The sequence below is a fragment of the Aquabacterium sp. CECT 9606 genome (assembly GCF_918741295.1).
GTDB lineage: Bacteria > Pseudomonadota > Gammaproteobacteria > Burkholderiales > Burkholderiaceae_C > Aquabacterium.
This window is the reverse complement of record NZ_CAKKNB010000001.1, coordinates 954,192-975,670: the sequence shown is the minus strand read 5'-3', so window position 1 is coordinate 975,670 and position 21,479 is coordinate 954,192. Positions and strand designations below refer to the sequence as shown.

Annotated in this window: 20 protein-coding genes and 1 tRNA gene; 5 read left to right on the top strand and 16 right to left on the bottom strand. The window is 61.6% G+C overall.

What is annotated here, in order from left to right; genetic code table 11:
• Nucleotides 1-18: 18 nt before the first annotated feature.
• The 10 genes from LQ232_RS04560 to LQ232_RS04515 form a co-directional block, all read right to left on the bottom strand.
• Nucleotides 19-1,881 (bottom strand): acyl-CoA dehydrogenase, encoded by a 1,863-nt coding sequence (locus tag LQ232_RS04560; protein ID WP_230179182.1) that lies wholly within the window; start codon nt 1,879-1,881, stop codon nt 19-21.
• 32 nt (nt 1,882-1,913) lie between these two features.
• Nucleotides 1,914-2,696, bottom strand: coding sequence for a crotonase/enoyl-CoA hydratase family protein (locus LQ232_RS04555; protein ID WP_230179181.1), 783 nt, complete (start codon nt 2,694-2,696; stop codon nt 1,914-1,916).
• Between the two features lie 113 nt (nt 2,697-2,809).
• Nucleotides 2,810-4,915, bottom strand: coding sequence for a 3-hydroxyacyl-CoA dehydrogenase NAD-binding domain-containing protein (locus LQ232_RS04550; protein WP_230179180.1), 2,106 nt, complete (start codon nt 4,913-4,915; stop codon nt 2,810-2,812).
• 113 nt (nt 4,916-5,028) lie between these two features.
• Entirely contained in the window at nt 5,029-5,733 is a 705-nt protein-coding gene (locus LQ232_RS04545; protein WP_230179179.1) for an ABC transporter ATP-binding protein, read from the bottom strand.
• A 2-nt stretch (nt 5,734-5,735) separates the two neighbouring features.
• A complete protein-coding gene (locus tag LQ232_RS04540) occupies nt 5,736-6,548 on the bottom strand; it encodes an ABC transporter ATP-binding protein (protein ID WP_230179178.1) in 813 nt (270 codons plus the stop codon).
• A gap of 27 nt (nt 6,549-6,575) precedes the next feature.
• A complete protein-coding gene (locus tag LQ232_RS04535) occupies nt 6,576-7,871 on the bottom strand; it encodes a branched-chain amino acid ABC transporter permease (RefSeq protein WP_230179177.1) in 1,296 nt (431 codons plus the stop codon).
• A 6-nt stretch (nt 7,872-7,877) separates the two neighbouring features.
• Nucleotides 7,878-8,903, bottom strand: coding sequence for a branched-chain amino acid ABC transporter permease (locus LQ232_RS04530; RefSeq protein ID WP_230179176.1), 1,026 nt, complete (start codon nt 8,901-8,903; stop codon nt 7,878-7,880).
• Between the two features lie 174 nt (nt 8,904-9,077).
• Nucleotides 9,078-10,313, bottom strand: coding sequence for a branched-chain amino acid ABC transporter substrate-binding protein (locus LQ232_RS04525; protein ID WP_230179175.1), 1,236 nt, complete (start codon nt 10,311-10,313; stop codon nt 9,078-9,080).
• Between the two features lie 166 nt (nt 10,314-10,479).
• Entirely contained in the window at nt 10,480-12,111 is a 1,632-nt protein-coding gene (locus tag LQ232_RS04520) for a 3-(methylthio)propionyl-CoA ligase (RefSeq protein ID WP_230179174.1), read from the bottom strand.
• Nucleotides 12,112-12,207: 96 nt separating this feature from the next.
• Nucleotides 12,208-12,651, bottom strand: a complete 444-nt coding sequence (locus tag LQ232_RS04515; protein WP_230179173.1) for a thioesterase family protein — start codon at nt 12,649-12,651, stop codon at nt 12,208-12,210.
• A gap of 84 nt (nt 12,652-12,735) precedes the next feature.
• On the opposite strand from LQ232_RS04515, the gene LQ232_RS04510 reads away from it, so the two are divergent.
• The 5 genes from LQ232_RS04510 to LQ232_RS04490 all read left to right on the top strand — a co-directional run bounded on the left by LQ232_RS04510 (nt 12,736) and on the right by LQ232_RS04490 (nt 17,094).
• Nucleotides 12,736-13,377: a TetR/AcrR family transcriptional regulator gene (locus LQ232_RS04510; protein ID WP_230179172.1), complete on the top strand. Its 642-nt coding sequence runs from the start codon at nt 12,736-12,738 to the stop codon at nt 13,375-13,377.
• Between the two features lie 101 nt (nt 13,378-13,478).
• A complete protein-coding gene (locus LQ232_RS04505) occupies nt 13,479-14,132 on the top strand; it encodes a protein-L-isoaspartate O-methyltransferase (protein ID WP_230179171.1) in 654 nt (217 codons plus the stop codon).
• A gap of 13 nt (nt 14,133-14,145) precedes the next feature.
• Nucleotides 14,146-15,537 (top strand): TolC family outer membrane protein, encoded by a 1,392-nt coding sequence (locus tag LQ232_RS04500; protein ID WP_230179170.1) that lies wholly within the window; start codon nt 14,146-14,148, stop codon nt 15,535-15,537.
• A 207-nt stretch (nt 15,538-15,744) separates the two neighbouring features.
• Nucleotides 15,745-16,401, top strand: coding sequence for a hypothetical protein (locus LQ232_RS04495; protein WP_230179169.1), 657 nt, complete (start codon nt 15,745-15,747; stop codon nt 16,399-16,401).
• A 6-nt stretch (nt 16,402-16,407) separates the two neighbouring features.
• Nucleotides 16,408-17,094 (top strand): PEP-CTERM sorting domain-containing protein, encoded by a 687-nt coding sequence (locus tag LQ232_RS04490; protein WP_230179168.1) that lies wholly within the window; start codon nt 16,408-16,410, stop codon nt 17,092-17,094.
• Between the two features lie 61 nt (nt 17,095-17,155).
• Here LQ232_RS04490 and LQ232_RS04485 read toward each other — a convergent pair.
• From LQ232_RS04485 to petA, 6 genes are all read right to left on the bottom strand, one after another.
• A tRNA-Thr gene (locus tag LQ232_RS04485) sits at nt 17,156-17,231 on the bottom strand.
• A gap of 46 nt (nt 17,232-17,277) precedes the next feature.
• Nucleotides 17,278-17,907, bottom strand: coding sequence for a ClpXP protease specificity-enhancing factor (locus LQ232_RS04480; RefSeq protein WP_230179167.1), 630 nt, complete (start codon nt 17,905-17,907; stop codon nt 17,278-17,280).
• 22 nt (nt 17,908-17,929) lie between these two features.
• Nucleotides 17,930-18,541, bottom strand: a complete 612-nt coding sequence (locus LQ232_RS04475; RefSeq protein WP_230179166.1) for a glutathione S-transferase N-terminal domain-containing protein — start codon at nt 18,539-18,541, stop codon at nt 17,930-17,932.
• A 111-nt stretch (nt 18,542-18,652) separates the two neighbouring features.
• On the bottom strand, nt 18,653-19,417 hold the full coding sequence (locus LQ232_RS04470; protein WP_230179165.1) for a cytochrome c1: 765 nt from the start codon (nt 19,415-19,417) through the stop codon (nt 18,653-18,655).
• A gap of 22 nt (nt 19,418-19,439) precedes the next feature.
• A complete protein-coding gene (locus tag LQ232_RS04465) occupies nt 19,440-20,840 on the bottom strand; it encodes a cytochrome bc complex cytochrome b subunit (protein WP_230179164.1) in 1,401 nt (466 codons plus the stop codon).
• A 14-nt stretch (nt 20,841-20,854) separates the two neighbouring features.
• Nucleotides 20,855-21,454 (bottom strand): ubiquinol-cytochrome c reductase iron-sulfur subunit, encoded by a 600-nt coding sequence (gene petA / locus LQ232_RS04460; protein ID WP_230179163.1) that lies wholly within the window; start codon nt 21,452-21,454, stop codon nt 20,855-20,857.
• Nucleotides 21,455-21,479: the final 25 nt, after the last annotated feature.

The window sequence follows — 21,479 nt, the reverse complement described above, 5'->3', positions numbered from 1 at the left end:
GAATGAGGTGGATGCTTGTCAGAACCAGTCGGGCTGGGCTTGCGCACAGGTCATGTCACGGCGCGCGACCACGCCCAACCAGGCGTCGATCTTGGGCAGCTCGAAACTGAAGAAGTAGTCACAGGCGGCCAGCTTGCCACGCAGGAAGCCTTCGCCCAGCGGGCTTTGAGTGGCCAAAGCGGCCTTGGCGGCGATGGCCAGCTCCAGCCAGATCCACGCCAGCACCGTGTGGCCGAAGCCTTGCAGGTAGGGCGTTGCGTTGGCCAGGGCTTCTTCCGGCACGCCGGTGGACCACGCGGCCTTGGTGGTGGCGCCTACCTTTTGCAGCGCCTGCGCCAGCGCATTGCTGTGCTCCGCCAAGCCATCGATCTGGCCCGCCTTCTGGATGGTCTGGCTGATGCGCTCGGCCAGCACGCTCAAGGCCTTGCCGCCATTCATCACCACCTTGCGGCCCAGCAGGTCCAGGCCCTGGATGCCGTGGGTGCCTTCGTGGATCATGTTCAGGCGGTTGTCTCGCCAATACTGTTCGACCGGGAAATCGCGCGTGTAGCCATAACCGCCCAGGATCTGGATGGCCAGGCTGTTGGCCTCTTGCGCCCATTCGCTGGGCCAGCTCTTGGCGATGGGCGTCAGCAGTTCCAACAGCAGGCCAGCGTGCTCAGCTTCTGCGGGCGTGCCGGTGTATTCCTCATCGACCAATCGTGCGCAGAACAGACCCAGGGCCAGGCCACCTTCGGCGATGGCCTTCTGCTGCAACAGCATGCGCTTCACATCGGTGTGTTCGATGATCGAAATCTGCGGCGCAGTGTGGTCCTTGCCGCCCGCGCCCATGCGCCGGCCTTGCGGACGTTGCAGGGCATATTCCAGCGAGGCCTCGTAGCCTGCGTAGCCCAGCATGGTCGCGCCCAGGCCCACGCTGATGCGCGCCTCGTTCATCAAGGTGAACATGCACTTGAGGCCTTCGCCCTGCTTGCCGATCAGATAACCCACCGCGCCCGACTGGCCGTTCACGGGGAACTTTCCCTCGCCAAAATTCAGCAAGGTGTTGACCGTGCCGCGGTAGCCCAGCTTGTGGTTCAGGCCTGCCAGCGCCACGTCATTGCGCTGATCGGTGATGGTGCCATCTTGCTTGACCAGCTTGCGCGGCACGATGAACAGCGAGATGCCCTTCACGCCCGGAATGGTCTTGCCATCTTCACCCGGGATCTTGGCCAGCACCAGGTGCACGATGTTCTCGCCCATCTCGTGCTCGCCGCCCGAGATCCACATTTTGTTGCCCGTGAGTCGATAACGCGGACCCAGCGCATCCTGCGCCCAGTCGATGCCGCTGCCATCGCCCTTCACATCGGGCACGGCCTTGGTCAGGATGTCCGACAGGCTGGAGCCGGCTTGCGGCTCGCTCAAACACATGGTGCCGAAGGTGCGGCCTTCGAAGCCTCCCTTGGCGAACACGTCGATCTGCAAAGGCGTGCCGTGCGCCAGGATGGTGTTGGCATTGCCGCGCGTGAGCATGGGGTAGGCCGCGAGCGAGACGCTGGCCTTGTAGAAAAAACTCATTGAGGCGATCTCAACCACGGTGGGCAACTGCATGCCGCCGATCTCGACATCCTTGCTCGCGCCCATCAGGCCCGCGTCGTTGAAGGCCTGCAGGGCGATCGGCGTTTCCTTGGGCAGGTGCACCTTGATGCCGTCGAACTCGGGCTCCTGCACATCGGTCAGGCGGTTGTGTGGGGCGAACTGCTCATTGGCGAGCTTCTCGCTCAGGTCCAGCACCGCGCCGAAGGTCTCGCGGTTGTGATCGGTGTGGCGCTCGCGCTGGGTCAGGTCTTCGGCGTGAAGCCAGTCATGCAGCAGGAAGTCGATGGTGGCGCGGTGGGTCATGTGAGTCTCTTGAATGCGTGGTCTGGCTTAGATCAGCGGCCTTGGAACACCGCATCGCGGCGTTCGATGAAGGACCGGATGCCTTCGGCAGCGTCTTCGCTTTGCATCACCGGCAGCAGGTCTTTGAACAAATGCTTGGCGGCTTCCGCCTCGCCTTCTTTCCAGGCCAGGCGCGTGGACTTGAGCACGTTCTGCACACCCAGCGGCGCGGCCTTGGCGATCTGCTCGGCAATCTCGCGGGCCTTGGCCAGCTGCTGGCCCGCTGGCACCACTTCCTGCACCAGGCCCAAGCGGTGCGACTCGGGCGCGTACCAATAATCGCCCGTCAGCAGATAGCGCTGCGCATTAGCCCATCCCATCTGCTGCGGCAGGCGCAAGGTCGCGCCACCACACGGGAAGATGCCGCGCTTGACTTCCAGCATCGCAAAGCGCGTGTCCTCGGCCGCCACGCGCACCTCGGTGTTGAGCATGATCTCGACGCCCCAGGTGAAGCAGTTGCCCTGCACCGCCATCACCACCGGTTTGCTGTGGCGCGGGCCTTGCAGCCCGAAGGGGTCGATCTCGCCTTCGCCAATCTCGAAGCCTTTGCCGTTGCCGAAGATGGGCGCGAACTTGTCCAGCTCGACGCCTGAGGTGAAGTGCTTGCCCTCGGCATGCAGCAGCGCCACGCGCAGGTCCGGGTTGCGGCTCAGTTCGCCATAGGCTTTGGCAATGTCGCTGTACATCTCGGGCGACAGCGCGTTGTGCTTCTCCGGGCGGTTGATGCGGATCTCCAGAACCTGCCCGTTCTGCGTGGTTTCAATGAATGAAGACATGCTGACCTCGGATTAAAAAATCAACAGACGGCCGAAAAAAAAGGGCCACAGCTTCAACAGTGCTGCAGACCCCTTTTGATTCAGTCAACCGTCTTGGTCGCCAGGCTTGTGGATCAAGCCTGGCCGGTGAAGTTCTTGCCCTCGGCCGCCAGCTTGGCCAGCAGCGGTGCGGGCTCCCAGAAGGCCGCGTCGTCATGCGGGTTCTGCTGGAAGGCCTTCATCTTTTCAATCACTGCGGGCAGACCGATCATGTCGGCGTACAGCATCGGGCCACCACGGTAAATGGGGAAGCCATAACCGGTCAGGTAGACCATGTCCAGGTCGGAGGCGCGGTTGGCGATGCCCTCTTCCAGGATCTTGGCGCCTTCGTTGGTCAAGGACAGCACCAGGCGGCTGACGATCTCTTCATCACTGATCTCGCGAGGGGTGATGCCGTTGTCCTGGCGGAACTTGTCGAGGATGGCCAGCACTTCGGTCGAAGGCACAGGCTCACGCTTGCCGACTTCGTAGTCGTACCAGCCCTTGCCGGCCTTCTGGCCAAAGCGGCCCACTTCGCAAATCAGGTCGGCCACCTTGCTGTAGCGCATGTTGGGCTTCTCCACGTAGCGGCGCTTGCGGATGGCCCAGCCGATGTCGTTGCCGGCCAGGTCGCCCACGCGGAAGGGGCCCATGGCCATGCCGAACTTCTCGGCGGCCTTGTCGACCTGCTCGGGCGTGGCGCCCTCTTCGATCAGGAAGCCGGCCTGGCGGGTGTATTGCTCGAACATGCGGTTGCCGATGAAGCCATCGCACACGCCCGACACCACGGCCACCTTCTTGATCTTCTTGGCCACGGCCATCACGGTGGCCATCACGTCCTTGGCGGTGTGCTTGCTGCGCACCACTTCCAGCAGACGCATCACATTGGCCGGGCTGAAGAAATGCAGGCCCACAACGTCGCTCGGGCGCTTGGTCACTTCAGCGATCTTGTCCACGTCCAGCGTGGAAGTGTTGGAGGCCAGGATCGCGCCCGGCTTCATCACCTCGTCCAGCTTGGCAAAGACTTGCGATTTCACGCCCAAATCTTCGAACACGGCTTCGATCACCATGTCGGCCTGGGCGATGTCGTCGTAGCTCAGGGTGGTGCTGAGCAGGGCCATGCGCTGCTCATACTTGGCTTGTGCCAGCTTGCCCTTGGACACCTGCGCTTCATAGTTCTTGCGGATGATGCCCAGGCCGCGGTCAATGGCCTCCTGCTTCATCTCCAGCATGACGACGGGCACACCCGCGTTCAGGAAGCACATGGCGATGCCACCACCCATCGTGCCAGCGCCGATCACGGCCACCTGCTTGATGTCACGCAAAGGGGTGTCGGCAGGCACGTCGGGGATCTTGCTGGCGGCGCGCTCGCCGAAGAAGGCGTGGCGCAGAGCGCGGGCTTGGTCGCTGTTCAACAGCCTTTCAAAAACGTCGCGCTCGAACTTGATGCCAGCATCCAGATCGGTCAGGCTGACTGAAGCCTCAACGCAATCCACGCAACGTTGCGGCGCTTCCAGATTGCGGCGCGTCTTGGCCAGGGCGGCACGCGTCTTGGTGAACAGTTCGGGATCTGCAGGGGCGGACACCTTGTGGTCACGCACCGAAGGCAGCGGACGCGCGGCGGCGATCTGCTTGGCGAAGATCTTGGCACCGGCCAGCAGGTCGCCATCGACCAGCTGGCTGAACAGTTTCTGGCCTGGGGCCAGGATGAGCTTCTCGCTGAGCACCGACACACCAGTGGTGATCATTTCAAGCGCAGCTTCCACACCCAGCACGCGCGGCAGTCGCTGCGTGCCGCCGGCGCCTGGCACCAGGCCGATGTTCACCTCGGGCAAGGCCACCTGCGTGCCGGAAGCCGCCACACGGTAGTGGCAACCCAGCGCCAACTCCAGCCCACCACCCATGACCACGCCATGGATGGCGGCCACGACGGGCTTGGTCGATTGCTCGACCGCGGCAATGGTGACGTGGAGATCAGGCGCGGCTGAAGCCGCGGGCGATCCGAACTCACGGATGTCGGCACCACCGCAAAAGACTTTGCCCGAACCAGTGATGACCACCGCTTGCACGGAGGCATCGGCCTGAGCCTTGTTGATGCCATCGACGATGCCGGCGCGCGTGCTCTGGCCCAGGCCATTGACGGGTGGGTTTTCCAGCGTGATGACGGCGATGCCGTCGGCGACTTGGTAGGAGGTGCTCATGCCAATCTCACTCGTGTGGGGAATCTGAAAAGAACCATTGTAAGAATAGCTGCATTAACCCTTGCAGCAACACTGCAACGATCCCCAGAAGATCAGGGTAAACACTTAAACCCTCACACTTCCAACCACTCGCGGCGAACATTGCTGTCGGCCTTCAGCTCTTCAGGCGTGCCCTGAAAAACCACCTCGCCATGGCCCATCACGTAACAGCGCTGAGAAATGTCCAGTGCAATCGTGAGCTTCTGCTCCACCAGCAACACGGCCAAGCCGCGCCGCTTGAGCTCCTTCAAATACTCACCGACCAGCTCCACGATCTTGGGCGCCAGGCCTTCGGTCGGCTCGTCGATCATGATCAGATCAGGATCGCCCATCAAGGTGCGGCACAGTGTCAGCATCTGCTGCTCACCGCCCGACAAGACGCCGGCCTCGGTGTGCTGGCGCTCTTTCAGGCGCGGGAACATCTGGTACATGTCGTCCAGCGACCAGCGCCCGTTTTTCTTGCCACCGCGGCCAGGCTGCTGGCCCAGCAGCAGGTTCTGCTCCACCGTCAATTTCGGGAACACATCGCGGCTTTCGGGCACATAACCCAGCCCGCGCCGGGCGATGTCGTAGGTCTTGTGGCCGAGGATGTCGGTGCCATTCCAGGACACCTTGCCCTCGCCCTGCACCAAGCCCATCACGGCCTTGATGGTGGTTGAGCGGCCCGAACCATTGCGGCCCAGCAGGGCCACGATTTCACCAGAGTTCACCTCCAGGTCAACGCCATGGAGGATGTGGCTTTTGCCGTAGAACGCGTGCAGCTTCTGAATGGACAGCATGGTCAGACTCCGGCCTCAAGGGTTTGCTGGTCGGCCAGGGCCGAGCCCAGGTAGGCCTCGCGCACCCGCTCGTTGCCGCGGACTTTTTCGGGCGTGTCAAAGGCGATCACCTCGCCATACACCAGCACCGCGATGCGGTCAGCCAAGCCGAACACCACGCCCATGTCGTGCTCCACCGTCAGCAGCGTCTTGCCCACCGTCACCTCGCGGATCAGGTTCACGAAATTGGCGGTCTCGGACTTGCTCATGCCCGCCGTGGGTTCGTCCAGCAAGATGACCCTGCCGCCGCCCGCGATCGTCACGCCGATCTCCAACGCGCGCTGTTCGGCATAGGTCAGGGACGACACCATGACATGGCGTTTTCGCTGCAGGCGGATCATGCCCAGCACCTCTTCGGCACGCGCATTCGCCGCGTCCAGCTTGGACAAAAAGCGCCAGAAGGCATAGCCCTCGCCCATGGACCACAACACAGCGCATCGGATGTTCTCGAACACACTGAGGCGCGGGAACAGGTTGGACACCTGGAAACTGCGGGCCAGACCACGGCGGTTGACGTCGTAAGGCGTGCGGCCATCGATGCGCTCGCCATTGAGCAGGATCTCGCCGCTGGAAGGTGCCATGCGTCCGCTGATCAGGTTGAACAGGGTTGACTTGCCAGCGCCGTTGGGGCCAATCAAGGCCACGCGCTCGCCTTGCTTCACCTGCAGCTGCGCGCCGCGGATGATTTCGGTCTTGCCAAAGGATTTGCGCACATCGCGCAGCTCGAGGGCAAAGCCGCTCGACGACGCGCCTGAGAAGGTTTGGGGAGTACTCATCGCTGGGGCTGCTTCAGGTTCGTGGGTTCAGAGCGCTTCACGGCGGCGTGTTTCAGCCTCGATGTCGTCTTGCACCGCGCTCCAGCGGGCGGCAAACTGGCGACGAGCCACTTCAAACAGACCCGCGCCAACCAAAGTGAGCAGGCCCGCGCCCATCCAGGCCGTCGGGCTGTCGGTGTTGATCTCGACTTTCCAGTAGGTCATGGCGGGCCCCAGCGCCTCGTTGAGCTTGCGGTGGTAAACCATCTCGATCATCACCGAGATGCCCACCAGCGCCGTGAAGGCCGTGCTGAACAAAGCCAGGTAAGCCCACCACAGGCGCCGCATCATGCCGAAGGCTGCCACACGCACGTTCATCATCAACAGCGAGGCAAAGCCACCCGGCGCGTACATCACCATGGCCAGGAAGCCCACGCCCAGGTAAAGCAGCCAGGCCTTGGTCATCTCGTGCAGCAACACCTCGGCCAACACCATCAGCACAGCGCCGATGATGGGCCCGAAGAAGAACAGCGCACCACCGATGAAGGTGAACAGCAGGTAGGCGCCCGAGCGCTCGGCGCTCATCACTTCAGCCGTCACGATCTCGTTGTTCAGCGCCGCCAAGCCCCCCGCGATACCTGCGAAGAAACCCGCCACCATGAATGAGATGTAGCGCACGCGCTGGGTGTCGTAGCCGATGAACTCGACACGCTCGGGGTTGTCACGCACGGCATTGAGCATGCGGCCCAGCGGCGTCTGCGTGAAGGCGAACATCAACACGGTCGACACGAAGCAATAGACCGCGATCAGGTAGTACACCTGGATCTGCGGGCCGAAGGTGATGCCCATCACCGCGTCGCCAATGACCCGGTTGCTCGAGATGCCCCCCTCGCCGCCGAAGAACTCGGGCAGCATTAAAGACATCGAGAACACCAGTGCGCCGATGCCCAGCGTGATCATGGCGAAGGTGGTGCCCGACTTCTTGGTGGTGACCGCGCCGAACAGCGCCGCCACCAGCAGGCCCGACACGCCGCCCACCATGGGGATCAGGCTGACCGGGATGGGCAGGCTGCCCGCCGAGGCAAAGTTCAGCGCATGGATGGCCCCGAAAGCCCCCAGCCCCGAGTACACCGCGTGCCCGAAGCTGAGCATCCCGCCCTGCCCCAACAGCATGTTGTACGAGAGGCAGACGATGATGCCGATGCCCATCTGCGACAACATCGTCATCGACAGGCTGCTGGTCCACAGCAAGGGGGCCACCAGCAAGACCAGCGCGAACAGGGTCCACACGATCCAGCGGCCGAGGTTGTAAGGTTTGAAGCGGTAAACGGTGTGGGATGACATGGCGGCTTACTCCTCGCGCGTGCCCAGCAGGCCCTTGGGCCTGAAGATCAGGATGAGCACCAGCAGGAGGTACGGGAGGATCGGCGCCATCTGCGACACCGAAATCTTGAGGAGAGGATAGGCCCAGTGGTCAAAGCTCACGGGGTTGCCCATGTTCTGCATCACCGACGCAATGGACACATCCACCACCACCGCGAAGGTCTGCATCAAGCCGATCAGGATGGACGCCAGGAAGGCGCCCGCCAGCGAGCCCATGCCGCCGACCACCACCACCACGAAGATGATGGCGCCCAGCGAAGCCGCCATGTTGGGTTCGGTCACGAAAGCATTGCCGCCGATCACGCCAGCCAGGCCGGCCAGCGCGCAGCCACTGCCAAACACGCCCATCATCACGCGGGGCACGTTGTGGCCCAGCGCTTGCGCCATGTCCGGGTGCGTGAGTGCTGCCTGGATGATGAGGCCAACGCGGGTGCGGGTCAGCAACAGCCACAGCGAGCCCAGCATGAACAGGGCCACGATGGCCATGAAGCCCCGGTACAGCGGGAACTGAGTGCAGGAGTTGCCGGACCCTGGCGCGCAGATCGCCGCATCACCTGCGCCCCACAGCCAGGCCAGACCCTGTCCCTGCACATTGGCCACGGTAAAAAGCGGGCCACTCAGCAGTTCCGGCACCCGGTAGTCAACGTTGGAGGGGCCGAAGTACAGGCGCACCACTTCAACGATCACGTAAGACAGGCCAAAGGTGATCAGCAGTTCGGGCACATGCCCATAAGCGTGCACCTTGCGCAGGCAGTAGCGCTCGAAGGCCGCGCCCAGCAAGCCCACCAGGATGGGCGACAGGATCAGCGCAGGGAAGAAGCCGACGTATCCCGTGATCTCGTAGGCGAAGTAAGCACCCAGCATGTAGAAGCTGGCGTGGGCGAAATTCAAAACGCCCATCATGCTGAAAATAAGCGTCAGCCCGGAGCTGAGCATGAAGAGCAGCAGGCCGTAGCTGAGACCACTCAAGAAAAAGACAACGAAAGTTTCCATGACAGAGCGACCGTGGGCGCTGAAATCGGTCAGCCGTTAGGCTGACGAGGGGCCCCTGCCGCGGTGACCGCGGACAGGGAGGCGCTCATTGGCGTTGATCGGATCGCCACGCCAAGCGTTCCGCCGTACTGCTACTGCAAGGTGCGGCAGCGCCCGGTCAGGCGCTACCCGGCATCACGAAGGACGCTTCATCTGGCAAGACGTGGGCGTGCTGGCCACATAGGCGTCGTAGGACTTGACCGGGGCGAAGGTCAGCCCCGTCTTCTCGACGTCGTAGGCGTTCTTGGCGTCCACCTTCTGCCATCTGGCGATGAACAAAGGCTGCTGGAGCTGGTGGTCGGCCTTGCGCATTTCAACCGGGCCGTTGAAGCTGGTGAACTTCATGCCTTCCATCGCGGCGGCCACCTTGACCGGGTCGGTGGACTTGGCCTTGGCAATGCCTTCGGCCAGGAGCACCATGGCCGAGTAGCTGCCTGCCGAGTAGAAGTCGTCGTTGAAACGCTTCTTGAACTCGGCCAGCATCTTGCCGTACTCGCCGCCCATGTTGTAGTGGCCATAACCGACCTGGTAGACGCGACCTTCAACTGCTGGACCAAGCGCCGTGGGCGTGCCGCCGAAGTTGGCGTAGTAGGTGTAGAACTTGGCGTTCAGGCCCGCATCGTTGGCGGCCTTGACCAGCAGCGCCAGGTCGGAACCCCAGTTGCCGGTGATCACCGTGTCAGCGCCAGAGGCCTTGATCTTGGCCACATAAGGCGAGAAATCGCGCACCTGTGCCAGGGGGTGCAGGTCATCCCCCACGATCTGGATGTCCGGGCGCTTGCGGGCCAGGTTGGCCTTGGCAAACTTGGACACCTGCTGGCCGTGCGCGTAGTTCTGGTTGATCAGGTAGACCTTCTTGATGTCGGTCTGGTCCTTCATGAAGGTGGTCAGCGCTTCCATCTTCATGGAGGTGTCGGCATCGAAGCGGAAGTGCCAGTAGCTGCACTTGCTGTTGGTCATGTCAGGATCCACCGCCGCGTAATTCAGGTAGACCACTTCCTTGCCTGGATTGCGCTCGTTGTGCTTGTTGACAGCATCCATCAAGGCCAGGCCGGCGCCCGAACCCAGGCCTTGCACCACATAGCGCACCCCTTGGTCAACGGCCGACTTCAAGGCATTAAGCGTTTCAGCGGGGCTGAGCTTGTTGTCGATGCTGACGATCTCGAACTTCACACCAGCCGGGTTGTTCGCGTTGAGCTTCTCGGCGATGAACTGGTAGGTCTTGAGCTGGTTCTGGCCCACGCTGGCCATCAAACCCGACAAGGGGTCAATCCATGCGACTTTGACCGTCTCACCTTTTTGCGCCATGGCAGCGCTGGCGCTCAGAGAGGCTGCCACGAAAATACTCAATGCTCGGCGTTGAAAGTTCATTGCTGTTTCCTCGGTGGGGTATCGACCAGATACAGAGATTACCCCCCCTAACCCGGGGGGTCATTCAGGGATGACCCGGTATCTCCTGCATTTTCGGACCGTGTCCACCCTGCCTCGGCCAAGAAAAAAGCGCCCCTCAGGGCGCTCGTGGATGATCTGAAAAGGATCACACCGTGGGCAGTTGGTGATCCTTGAACTGCTCGCGCAACTTCAACTTGTAGATCTTGCCCGTGGCGGTGTGGGGGATCTCATCGGTGAAGACCACGTCGTCGGGCGTCTGCCACTTGGGGATCTTGCCGTCGTAGAAGGCCAAGATCTCTTCGCGCGTCACTTCAGCGCCAGGCTTTTTCACCACGACCAGCAAGGGGCGCTCATCCCATTTGGGGTGGCAGGCCGCAATGGCTGCCGCCTCGTGGATGGCCGGGTGGCCCATGGCCACGTTCTCCAGGTCGATGGAACTGATCCATTCGCCGCCCGACTTGATCACGTCCTTCGAGCGGTCGGTGATCTGCATGTAGCCGTCGGCATCGATGGTGGCCACGTCGCCCGTGGGGAACCAGCCACCGTGCAAGGGCGACTTGTCGACCTTGAAATAGCTGTTGATGATCCAGTGGCCGCGCACTTCCAGGTCGCCGGGCGTCTTGCCGTCCCAGGGCAGGGTCTTGCCTTCGGCATCGACGATGCGCATGTCCACGCCATAAATGCCCTTGCCCTGCTTTTCGAGGATGCGCTGCTTGGCATCCTTGGGCAGGTCGGCGTGCTTGGCCTTGAGGCGGCTGAGCGTGCCCAGCGGCGACATCTCGGTCATGCCCCAGGCGTGGATCACCTCGACACCGAAGTCATCCTGCAGCGTCTTGATCATGGTGGGTGGGCAGGCTGCGCCGCCGATCACGGTGCTCTTGAAGGTGCTGAACTTCAGGTTGTTGGTCTTGGCGTGGTTGATCAGGCCCAGCCAGATGGTGGGCACACCGGCGCTGAAGGTGACCTTTTCGGTCTCGAACAGGTTGAACAGCGAGGCGCCATCGAGGTGGTGGCCCGGCAGCACCAGCTTGCAGCCGATCAGGGCTGCCGTGTAAGGCAGGCCCCAGGCGTTGACGTGGAACATGGGCACCACGGGCAGCACGGTGTCCTTGGAGGCCACGTTCATGGCATCGGGCAGGGCCGCGGCGTAAGCGTGCAGCACGGTGGAGCGGTGCGAGTACAGCGCGCCCTTGGGGTTGCCAGTCGTGCCCGAGGTGTAGCACAGGCTGGCCGCCGTGTTCTCGTCGAAGTCAGGCCACTGGTAGTTGCCATCCTCCGCGGCCAGCAACTCTTCGTAGCACAGCAGGTTGGGAATCGACGATTCCTTGGGCATGTGCTCGCGCGAGGTCATCACCACCACGTGCTTGACGGTGGGCAGCATGGCGGCCAGCTTGTCGACCAGCGGGAAGATGTTCAGGTCAACGAACAGGACCTTGTCCTCGGCGTCGTTGATGATCCAGGCCACCTGCTGCGGGAACAGGCGTGGGTTGATGGTGTGGCAGACCAGCTCGGAGCCCGAGACCCCGTAATAGATCTCGACGTGGCGATAGCCATTCCAGGCCAGGGTACCGACGCGGTCGCCGGCCTGCAGACCCAGGCGGGCCAAGGCTTGGGCCAGCTTGCGCGCGCGCACATCCACCTCAGTCCAGGTGGTGCGGTGCATGTCGCCTTCGACACGCTTGGAGACGATCTCGACATCCCCGTTGTGACGCGAGGCGTGCGTCAACAGCGACGAGATCGTCAAGGGCATGTGCATCATTTGGCCCATCAGGCTCATTGGCGGCTCCAGAAATGTGAGGTCAGGAAATTCAGACAATGATCATAGTCAAATTTTGCCTGCTTACCAACTGGGTGTTTTCGCTTGATTTGCTGATCAACTTTCTGCCACTTGCAGCTTCTGAACCGCCTGCGCGAACGCCGCTGGCAAGCTGGTGGGACGGCGTGTGGCGCGGTCCACGTACACGTGCACGAAATGCCCGCTGGCCGCCGAGAAGGGCTGGCCTTCGTCGAACAAGCCGATTTCGTACCGCACGCTGCTGCTGCCAATCTTGGTCACTCGGATGCCGGCCTCGACGTTGCGTGGGAAGGCCAAGGGCGCAAAATAATTGCAATGGGTCTCCACCACCAGGCCGATCACACCACCGTCGTGGATGTCCAGCACGCCGGCTTCGATCAGATAGCGGTTTACCGCCGAATCGAAATAGCTGTAGTAAGTGACGTTGTTGACATGCCCGTAGATGTCGTTGTCCATCCAGCGGGTCGAGATGGTGTCAAAGTGCGCGTAAGCACTGCGGGGTTGGGGTTGAGCGCGTTCCATGCAAATGATTATTAACGCTACATTACTGACCAGTCGGTCAGTTACCCACTCCAGCCCTTGTCTGCCATCAAAAAATCCTGCCCTGTGACCTCGCTGATCCAATCGGTCGGCCCAGGTCGCCAGCGCCGCAAGGCGGCCCGGCCGCAAGAGCTGCTGGAAGCCGCCCTGACGCTGTTTGTCGAAAAAGGCTTTGCCGCCACGCGCACTGAAGAAGTGGCCCGCCTGGCCGGGGTGTCCAAGGGCACTTTGTACCTGTATTACCCCAGCAAGGAAGAGCTGTTCAAGGCCGTCGTGCGCACCCACCTGGTCGAAGTCATCGCTGAGGGCAGCGGCATCGTCGAGCAGTTTGAAGGCCCCACTTCCGAACTGCTCCACCTGCTGGCCCACACCTGGTGGTCGCGCGTGGGAGACTCTAAAGCGTCCGGGATCATGCTCGTCATCATCACCGAGGCCAACAACTTCCCCGACCTGATCCAGTTCTACATGGACGAAGTGGTGGCCCCCGCGCACGCCATGCTGACCAGAGCCGTGCAACGCGGCATGGACCGTGGCGAGTTCCGCGACATGGACGTGAGCGCCGTGGTTCACGCCTTGATCGCGCCCGTGCATTTCCTGGTGCTTTACCGGCACTGCTCAGCAGCTTGCTCCGTCAACCCTGTCCCTTTGGATCCACCACAATTCATTGCCACGCAAATCGAGCTCTTGCTCCGTGGTTTGGTGAAATGACCAAAAATGCGCACCGTTTTCCGTTGTCCGGGCACTGCAGTTCTTAAAATCCCTGCTTTTTCCCAATATTTATCTCCCCCGACTGCACCTAGGATGTCCTCATGAACGTCGAACAAGCCCGCTTCAACATGATCGAACAGCAGATCCGCCCCTGGGATGTGCTGGACAGCTCCATCCTGTCCCTGTTGTCCGTGGTGCGACGCGAAGACTTCGTGCCCGAAGCCCATAAGTCCTTGGCCTTCATGGACCTGGAAGTGCCTTTGTCCGGTGGCCGGGCCATGCTCGCGCCCAAGCTTGAAGCGCGCCTGGTGCAAGACCTGAACCTGAGCAAGCGCGACACCGTGCTGCACATCGGGGCCGGCACCGGCTACGTCACCGCCTTGCTGGCCCACAAAGCCCAGCGCGTCATCGGCCTGGAAGCCCAGGCTGACCTGGTCCAGGTGGCCCGCAGCAACCTGCGCCATGCTGGCGTGAACAACGCAGAGATCGTGCAGTCCGATGGCACCGGGGGCTTCGCTGCGCAAGCGCCCTTTGACGCCATCTTGTTGACAGGCTCGGTGGCCACGGTGCCGCAGGCCTTGCTGGACCAGCTCAAGGAAGGTGGCCGCCTGCTGGCCATCGTGGGCGAAGAGCCCATCATGCGGGCCCGTTTGTTCACGCGCTTGGGCAACGGCCAGTTCAGCAGCGAAGACCTGTTCGACACCACCGCACCTCGCCTGGCTGGCTTTGTCATTCCTAGCCGATTCCACTTCTGACAGGATTCAAAAGATGTCCCCGAACTCGAAACGCCCCGCTCTGCGCCCCGTGGTTTGCGCAGCGGCCATTGTGCTGATGAGCATGTCCAGTTGGGCCACCGCTCAAACCCAGCAGGCGCGAGCCCAGTCATTGGTGGAACTCTTTCAAGCGGCCAAAAGCTATGACGCCGCCTACCTGTCGGCCAAGTCCGAAGCCGACTCTGCCCAGTACAAGGCGGCCCAAGCCGACGCCTTGCGCCTGCCCACGGTGGGTTTGAGAGGCACCATCGACCGCACCTACCTCGACTCCAGCGCACCGGGCGCGGCTGGCGAGGCGGCCACTGGCTACGGCACCAAAAAAACCTTGGGCCTGTCGGCCAAGCAGCCACTGTTCAACCGCGCCAACGACGCCGATGTGGGCAAGGGCCAACAAGCGCTGGTTGCCGCGCAAGCCAGCCTGAAATCGGCCGAGGACGACCTGGTCGTGCGGCTTACGCAGGCCTACTTCGATGTGCTCGCCGCGCAAGACATCCTCAACACCTCGCAGACCAACAAGAAGGCGCTGTCCGAGCAACTGGCCGCAGCCAAGCGCAACTTTGAAGTCGGCAACGCCACCATCACCGACACCCGCGAAGCCCAGGCACGCTATGACCTGGCCGGCGCCCAGGAGATCGCGGCCACCAACGACCTGCGCGTCAAAGGGCTGGCCCTGGACCAACTGGTAGGTCAGATCGATGTCAAGCCCCGCCCCTTGATGACACCCGTGAACCTGCCCGTGCTGATGCCCTCGTCGGTGGATGAATGGACCTCACAAACCGCCCAGTCACCCACGGTCCGCAAGGCCGAAGTGGCGCTGGCACTGGCCAAGCTGGACACCGCCAAAGCCCGGGCCGGCCACATGCCCACGTTGGATGCCACGGCCACCATCGCCAACACGGACATCGACAGCAATGCACCTGGTGCTGCCGCAGCCCAGGTTGCGGGCAGCGCTGGCACCACCGCAGCGGTTGGCCTTGAGTTGAACGTTCCCTTGTTCGCTGGCTTTGCCGTGCAGAACCGCATCAAGGAAACTTTGGTCGGCGAAGAGAAAGCCGAGCACGACCTCGACAACGCCAAGCGCAGCATCACGTTGGGCACCCGCCAGGCCTTCCTGGTCGTTCAATCCGGCATGGCCCAGGTCAAGGCTTATGAAGCGGCAGAGGCCTCTGCCAAGCTGGCCCTGGAAGCCACCCAGTTGGGTTACCGCGTAGGCGTGCGCATCAACAAGGATGTGCTGGACGCGCAGAACCTGCTGGCGAACACCCAGAAGGACCTCTACAAGGCCCGGTACGACGTGCTCGTGGCTAGCATGCGGCTTCGCCAAGCCAGTGGCACGCTCAAGCCCGAAGATCTGGACACCTTCAACAAGCTGCTGGCACCACAGTGAACCAGCCGCCCCTTTGAAGCCCCAAGCCCGCCTCGTGCGGGCTTTTTCTTGGCCCCTAGTTTGTCAGGAGCAGCCCCCTAGCCCTAGGGAACGCGATGAAGTTAGGGGTATGGCGCCACCTCGAATGAACAGACATTGCGGCCATCCGACCAAGAACCCGGTCGGTGTCACTCAGCCACATCGGTCAACCCATTCAAGGAGCAAACCATGAAACATGTCCACCATCGTCTCGCCGCAGGCGTCCTTTTCGGCCTGGCAGCCATCAGCAGCGCCATGGCCGTCGACGGCGTCGAAACCTTCACCAGCGGCGGCAGCTTCTTCAAGCGCGTGGTCACCAACACCAACCCGCAGACCACCAGCACCACCGTATTCCAGGACCTGCCCTCGGCGGGCACCACCATCTTCGTGCCGCCTCAAACCTCTGTGCTCGTCAGTGCCCGATTTGATGCAGAAGCCCGCTGCAGCAACACCGGCAGCACGGCGCAGGACTGGTGTGAAGCACAGATCCTGATTGGGGGTGTCGAAGGCAGCCCCCAAGCCAGCACCTTTGGCCCAGACACCTACGCGCTCAAGAGCACCAACGCTGGCGCTGAAACCACCGCATCCTGGGCCGCGCAAAGCTTCAGCCGCCATCGCTGCATCCGCAACACCTCAACCGCCCCCATGGCCGTGAACGTGAAGGTGCAATGGAAGGTGACCAACTTTGGTGGCGCCGCCGTCCCAGACTTCTGGGTTGATGACTCCGCGCTGGCCATCGACATGTCGCGCGACTGTACGGTCTCCACCCCCACCATTCCCAGCACCTTCGGTGCTGCTGCCGCCAAGGCCACCAACGCCTCCGACGCTCAATCAACCGCCCGGTAAACCATCATGAAACACCACACCACCCGCCTCCAACGTCTGGCCGCCGCTTCGCTGCTCACCATCGCCGCCACCAGCGGGGCCAACGCGGCCAACGTCACCCTTTTCGGTGACCGCACAGCCTTCCTCTCGGCCATTGGCGCAGCACCCGTGGTCACGCAAGACTTTGAATCCTTTGCCGATGGCGCGAATATGTCGGGCGTGGACATCCTGCCTGGCGTGTCGGTATCGACCAACCTGGCCAACCTCAAGGTTTTCCAGGGCTCCGGTGACAAGGAATTGTTCGCCACCACCCGCGACTTGCCAGAGGCCGAGTACCACATCAATGTCGGCGGCTTATACAAATCGTTTGGCTTTGACATCGACGCCTTTGACCCTGCCACGCCGGGCCCTGGTTTCCTGGACTTCTACTTTGCCGATGGCGATACCACCTACCAGGGCATCCCAGTGCTGCCCTTGAACGCCACCGAAAACGACCCCTTGTTCCAAGGCATCATCAGTGACACGCCCATCACGAAGATCGTTTGGCGCGAAGGCCCCGAGATCGGCGGCATCAACTGCTGCGAAGAAACCGCGCTGGACAACTTCGTGGCGGTTCAAGCCGTGCCGGAACCCAGCACGACCCTGATGCTGCTGGGCGGATTGGGCATGCTGGGCTTGCCCGCCGTGCGGCGCCGGATGGGTTGGATGCGCTGATGAACATGCGCTCCCAATGAGAAAGGCCCCAGTGTGGATAACACTGGGGCCTTTGTCTGTTTGGTGCCGCTTGTCGGATTCGAACTGACGACCTACCGCTTACAAGGCGGTTGCTCTACCAACTGAGCTAAAGCGGCGAAGAACTCTTAAGCGCAGTATTGTACTGTGCCTCGGACTTCGATTTCACTTCACGCGACGCAAAGCGGGTCGACCTGCCCCCGAAGGTGGCGGCGACTCGGGAGGCGGTTCATCACCATCCGAGCTGACGATGCTGACTGGCGACAAAGCCTTGGCGGGGCTTTTGTCTTCGGCCTTGGCAGATGACTTGGTGCTGGCGCGCTCTTTCTCTTTCGCCGGTGCGGCACGCGGGGTTCTGGCCAGGCGCAAGGGAGAGCCCGAACGGTCTGCGCCATCGGCGGGTGCGTCACTGGTGGGCTCGTCCATGGACAGGTCATCATCCATGCCACCCGTTTCCGTTGGCACGGGGAAGGCCATGCCTTGCCCATTCTCGCGGGCATAGATGGCAATCACGTGGTCCACCGGCACCGAGATCTCACGGGCAATGCCACCAAAACGCGCCTTGAACTCCACGAACTCATTGCCCAACTGGAGCTGGGTGGTCGCCTCAAAACTGACATTGAGGACGATTTCGTTGTTCTTGACGTACTCCTGTGGCACCTGAACCGAACGATCCACATACACGGCCAGGTAAGGCGTGAAGCCATTGTCGGTGCACCAGTCGTGCAAGGCCCGGATGAGGTAAGGCCTGGTAGACGTGCCCTGGCTGTCGGAATCGATCGGCGTCGTGGTCATAGGATCCGGTGGCAAGTGCTGATCACTTGCGCATGACTTTCTCGGACGGGGTGAGCGCCTCAATGTAAGCCGGGCGCGAGAAGATGCGTTCGGCGTACTTTAACAAGGGCAAGGCGTTCTTGGACAACTCGATGCCGTAGTAATCCAGGCGCCACAGCAGCGGCGCAATGGCCACGTCCAGCATCGAGAAATCGTCGCCGAGCATGTACTTGTTCTTCAGGAAGATGGGCGCCAGTTGGGTCAGGCGATCGCGGATCTGCGAACGGGCCTTTTCCAGCTGCTTGTCGTTGCCCTTGATGCCACGGCCTTCCAGCACGTTGACGTGGGCAAACAGCTCCTTCTCGAAGTTGAGCAGGAACAGGCGAACGCGCGCGCGCGCCACCGGATCGCCCGGCATCAGCTGAGGGTGCGGGAAGCGCTCATCAATGTACTCATTGATGATGTGCGATTCGTACAGGATCAGGTCGCGCTCAACGAGGATGGGCACCTCGTTGTACGGGTTCATCAGCGCGATGTCTTCCGGTTTGGCGAAAATATCAACATCCCGGATCTCGAAATCCATGCCCTTCTCGAACAGCACAAAGCGGCAGCGGTGCGAGTAGGGGCAGGTCGTTCCGGAGTAAAGCACCATCATGGCGGAGGACTCCTCAGTGACAAAAAACTATTGGGGTGCAAGCACCGAAAAAATGAGCAAGCGCAGTGGTCTCCGATCAGGACAACCACTGCGCCCAAGGCTTTGAAAGCTTTACTTCACGTCTTTCCAGAAAGCCGCGTTCAAGCGCCAGGCAATGACGAAGAAGATGCTCAGGAAAATCAACACGCCCACACCAATGCGAACGCGCTGACCCTGGATGGGCTCGCCCATCCATTGCAAGTAAGCCACCAGGTCGGCCATCTGGCTGTCGAATTCCGGAGGCTTGAGCTTGCCATCGGTCAACTGCTCGAAGCCTTCAAACTTGTGGATTTTCTTGGCGGGATCGTGCGGATCTTGCTCTTCCACGAACTTCGCTGCACGCTGGCCCTGCAATTCCCACAAGACATGAGGCATGCCCACGTTGGGGAACACAATGTTGTTCCAGCCGGTGGGGCGGGCATCGTCGCGGTAGAAGCTGCGCAGGTAGGTGTAGAGGTAGTCGGCGCCGGAGCCCGCGTGGCTGGCACGCGAGCGTGCCACCAGGGTCAGGTCAGGCGGTGTGGCGCCAAACCAGGCCTTCGCGTCCTTGGCGTCCATGGAGACCTTCATGGTCTCGCCCACCTTGTCGGTGGCGAACAGCAAGTTCTCCTTGATCTGCTTTTCAGTCAGGCCAATGTCGCGCAAGCGGTTGTAGCGCATGAACGCAGCCGCGTGGCAGTTCAGGCAGTAATTGACGAACAGCTTAGCGCCGTTTTGCAAGGCGGCCAGGTCGGTCACCCGTTCGTAGGGAAACCGGTCCAGCACCAACTCGGTGTTGGCACGCGCGCCGCTGACCAGGGCGAACACGGCCAGCAAGGAGGCAAAAATTTTCTTCATGTCATGTCTCTCCTGCAGGCGCTCAGTGGGACTCGAAAGTCACGCGGTCAGGCACCTTCTTGAAGGTGCCCAGCTGGCTCCACCACGGCATCAGCAGGAAGAAGCCGAAGTAGAAGATGGTGCCGATCTGGGCCACGAGCGTGCCAATGGCCGACGGCGGCTGGATACCCAGGTAGCCCAGCACCACGAAGAACAGCACGAACACGGCGTACAGGTATTTGACGAAGCCAGGGCGGTAACGGATGGACTTGACCGGGCTGTGGTCCAGCCAGGGCAGGAACACCAGGATCACCACCGCGCCACCCATGACCACCACGCCCCAGAACTTGGCGTCGAAGGTCTTGAGCAGGAAGATGCCGATGACGGCAGCGACCAAAGCCACGACCTTGGCCTGGATGCTGCCCTTGCCCTTGACGAAGTTCAACACCGCCGCCAGGCCCGTGATGACGCACAACACGTTGACGAGGTCATCGGTGGTGGCGCGCAACATGGAATAAAACGGCGTGAAATACCAGACCGGCGCGATGTGCGATGGCGTCTGGAACTGGTCGGCCGGTATGAAGTTGTTGTATTCCAGGAAATAACCACCGGCTTCAGGCGCGAAGAAGATCACCGCCGTGAAGACAATCAGGAAGCCGGCGACCCCCATGATGTCGTGCACGGTGTAGTAAGGATGGAAGGGAATGCCGTCCAGCGGACGACCCTTGGAATCCTTCTTGGCCTTGATTTCAACACCGTCTGGGTTGTTGGAGCCCACTTCATGCAGCGCGATCAAATGCGCCACCACCAGGCCCAACAGCACCAGGGGCACGGCGATGACGTGCAGGCTGAAGAAGCGGTTGAGTGTGGCATCACCAACCACGTAGTCACCCCGGATCAGGATGGCCAGGTCAGGCCCGATGAAGGGAATGGCGGCGAACAAATTGATGATCACCTGGGCGCCCCAGTAGGACATCTGGCCCCAAGGCAGCAGATAACCCATGAAGGCTTCGGCCATCAGACACAGGAAGATCAGGCAACCGAACACCCAGACCAGTTCGCGTGGTGTGCGGTAGGAACCGTAAATCAAGCCCCGGTACATGTGCAGGTAAACCACCACGAAAAAGGCCGAGGCACCAGTTGAGTGCATGTAGCGCACCAACCAGCCCCAAGGCACGTCGCGCATGATGTACTCGACGGAGGCAAAGGCCGTCGCAGCATCTGGCTTGTAGTTCATGACCAGGAAAATCCCTGTCACGATCTGGATCACCAGCACCAGCAAAGCCAGGGAGCCGAAGAAATACCAGAAATTGAAATTCTTGGGGGCGTAGTACTCGGCCGCGTGCTCGTTCCACAGCTTGGTGGCTGGGAAACGATTGTCGACCCAGTTCATCAGCTTGGTGCCAGCGCTGGCACCAGCAGGAGCTTCTTTGAATTCAGCCATGTCGACCTCTCCTGTCAGGCTTTTTTGTCTTCACCAATGAGAATCTTGGTGTCTGACAGGTACATGTGTTGCGGCACTTCAAGGTTGTCAGGCGCAGGCTTGTTCTTGTAGACGCGGCCGGCCAGATCGAAGGTCGAACCGTGGCAAGGGCACAAGAAGCCGCCAGGCCAGTTGTCAGGCAAGGACGCTTGCGGCCCCGCCTGGAACTTGGAAGTGGGTGAGCAACCGAGGTGCGTGCAGATGCCCACCGCGACAAACACGTCGTTCTTGATGGAACGGTGCACGTTGCGGGCGTACTCGGGGGTGAGTTCGCCGGGCTTGCGTTCGGAATTGGGATCGGCCAGTTCGGAGGCCAACTTGTCCAGGGCCGCAACCTGCTCAGGCGTGCGGCGGACGATCCAGACTGGTTTGCCCCGCCATTCCACCGTCGCCATCTCGCCAGGCTTGAGGCCACTGATGTCGACTTCAACCGATGAACCCGCCGCAAGAGCACGTTCTGACGGCTGGAAAGTGAGGGCAAAGGGCACGGCGGCGGCCACGCCGCCTGCTCCACCTGCGACACAGGCGATGGTCACCCACGTCCGGCGGCTTTGATCCACTGGCTGATTGCTCATGGTTTGGATGGCTTGAGTTTGGGGG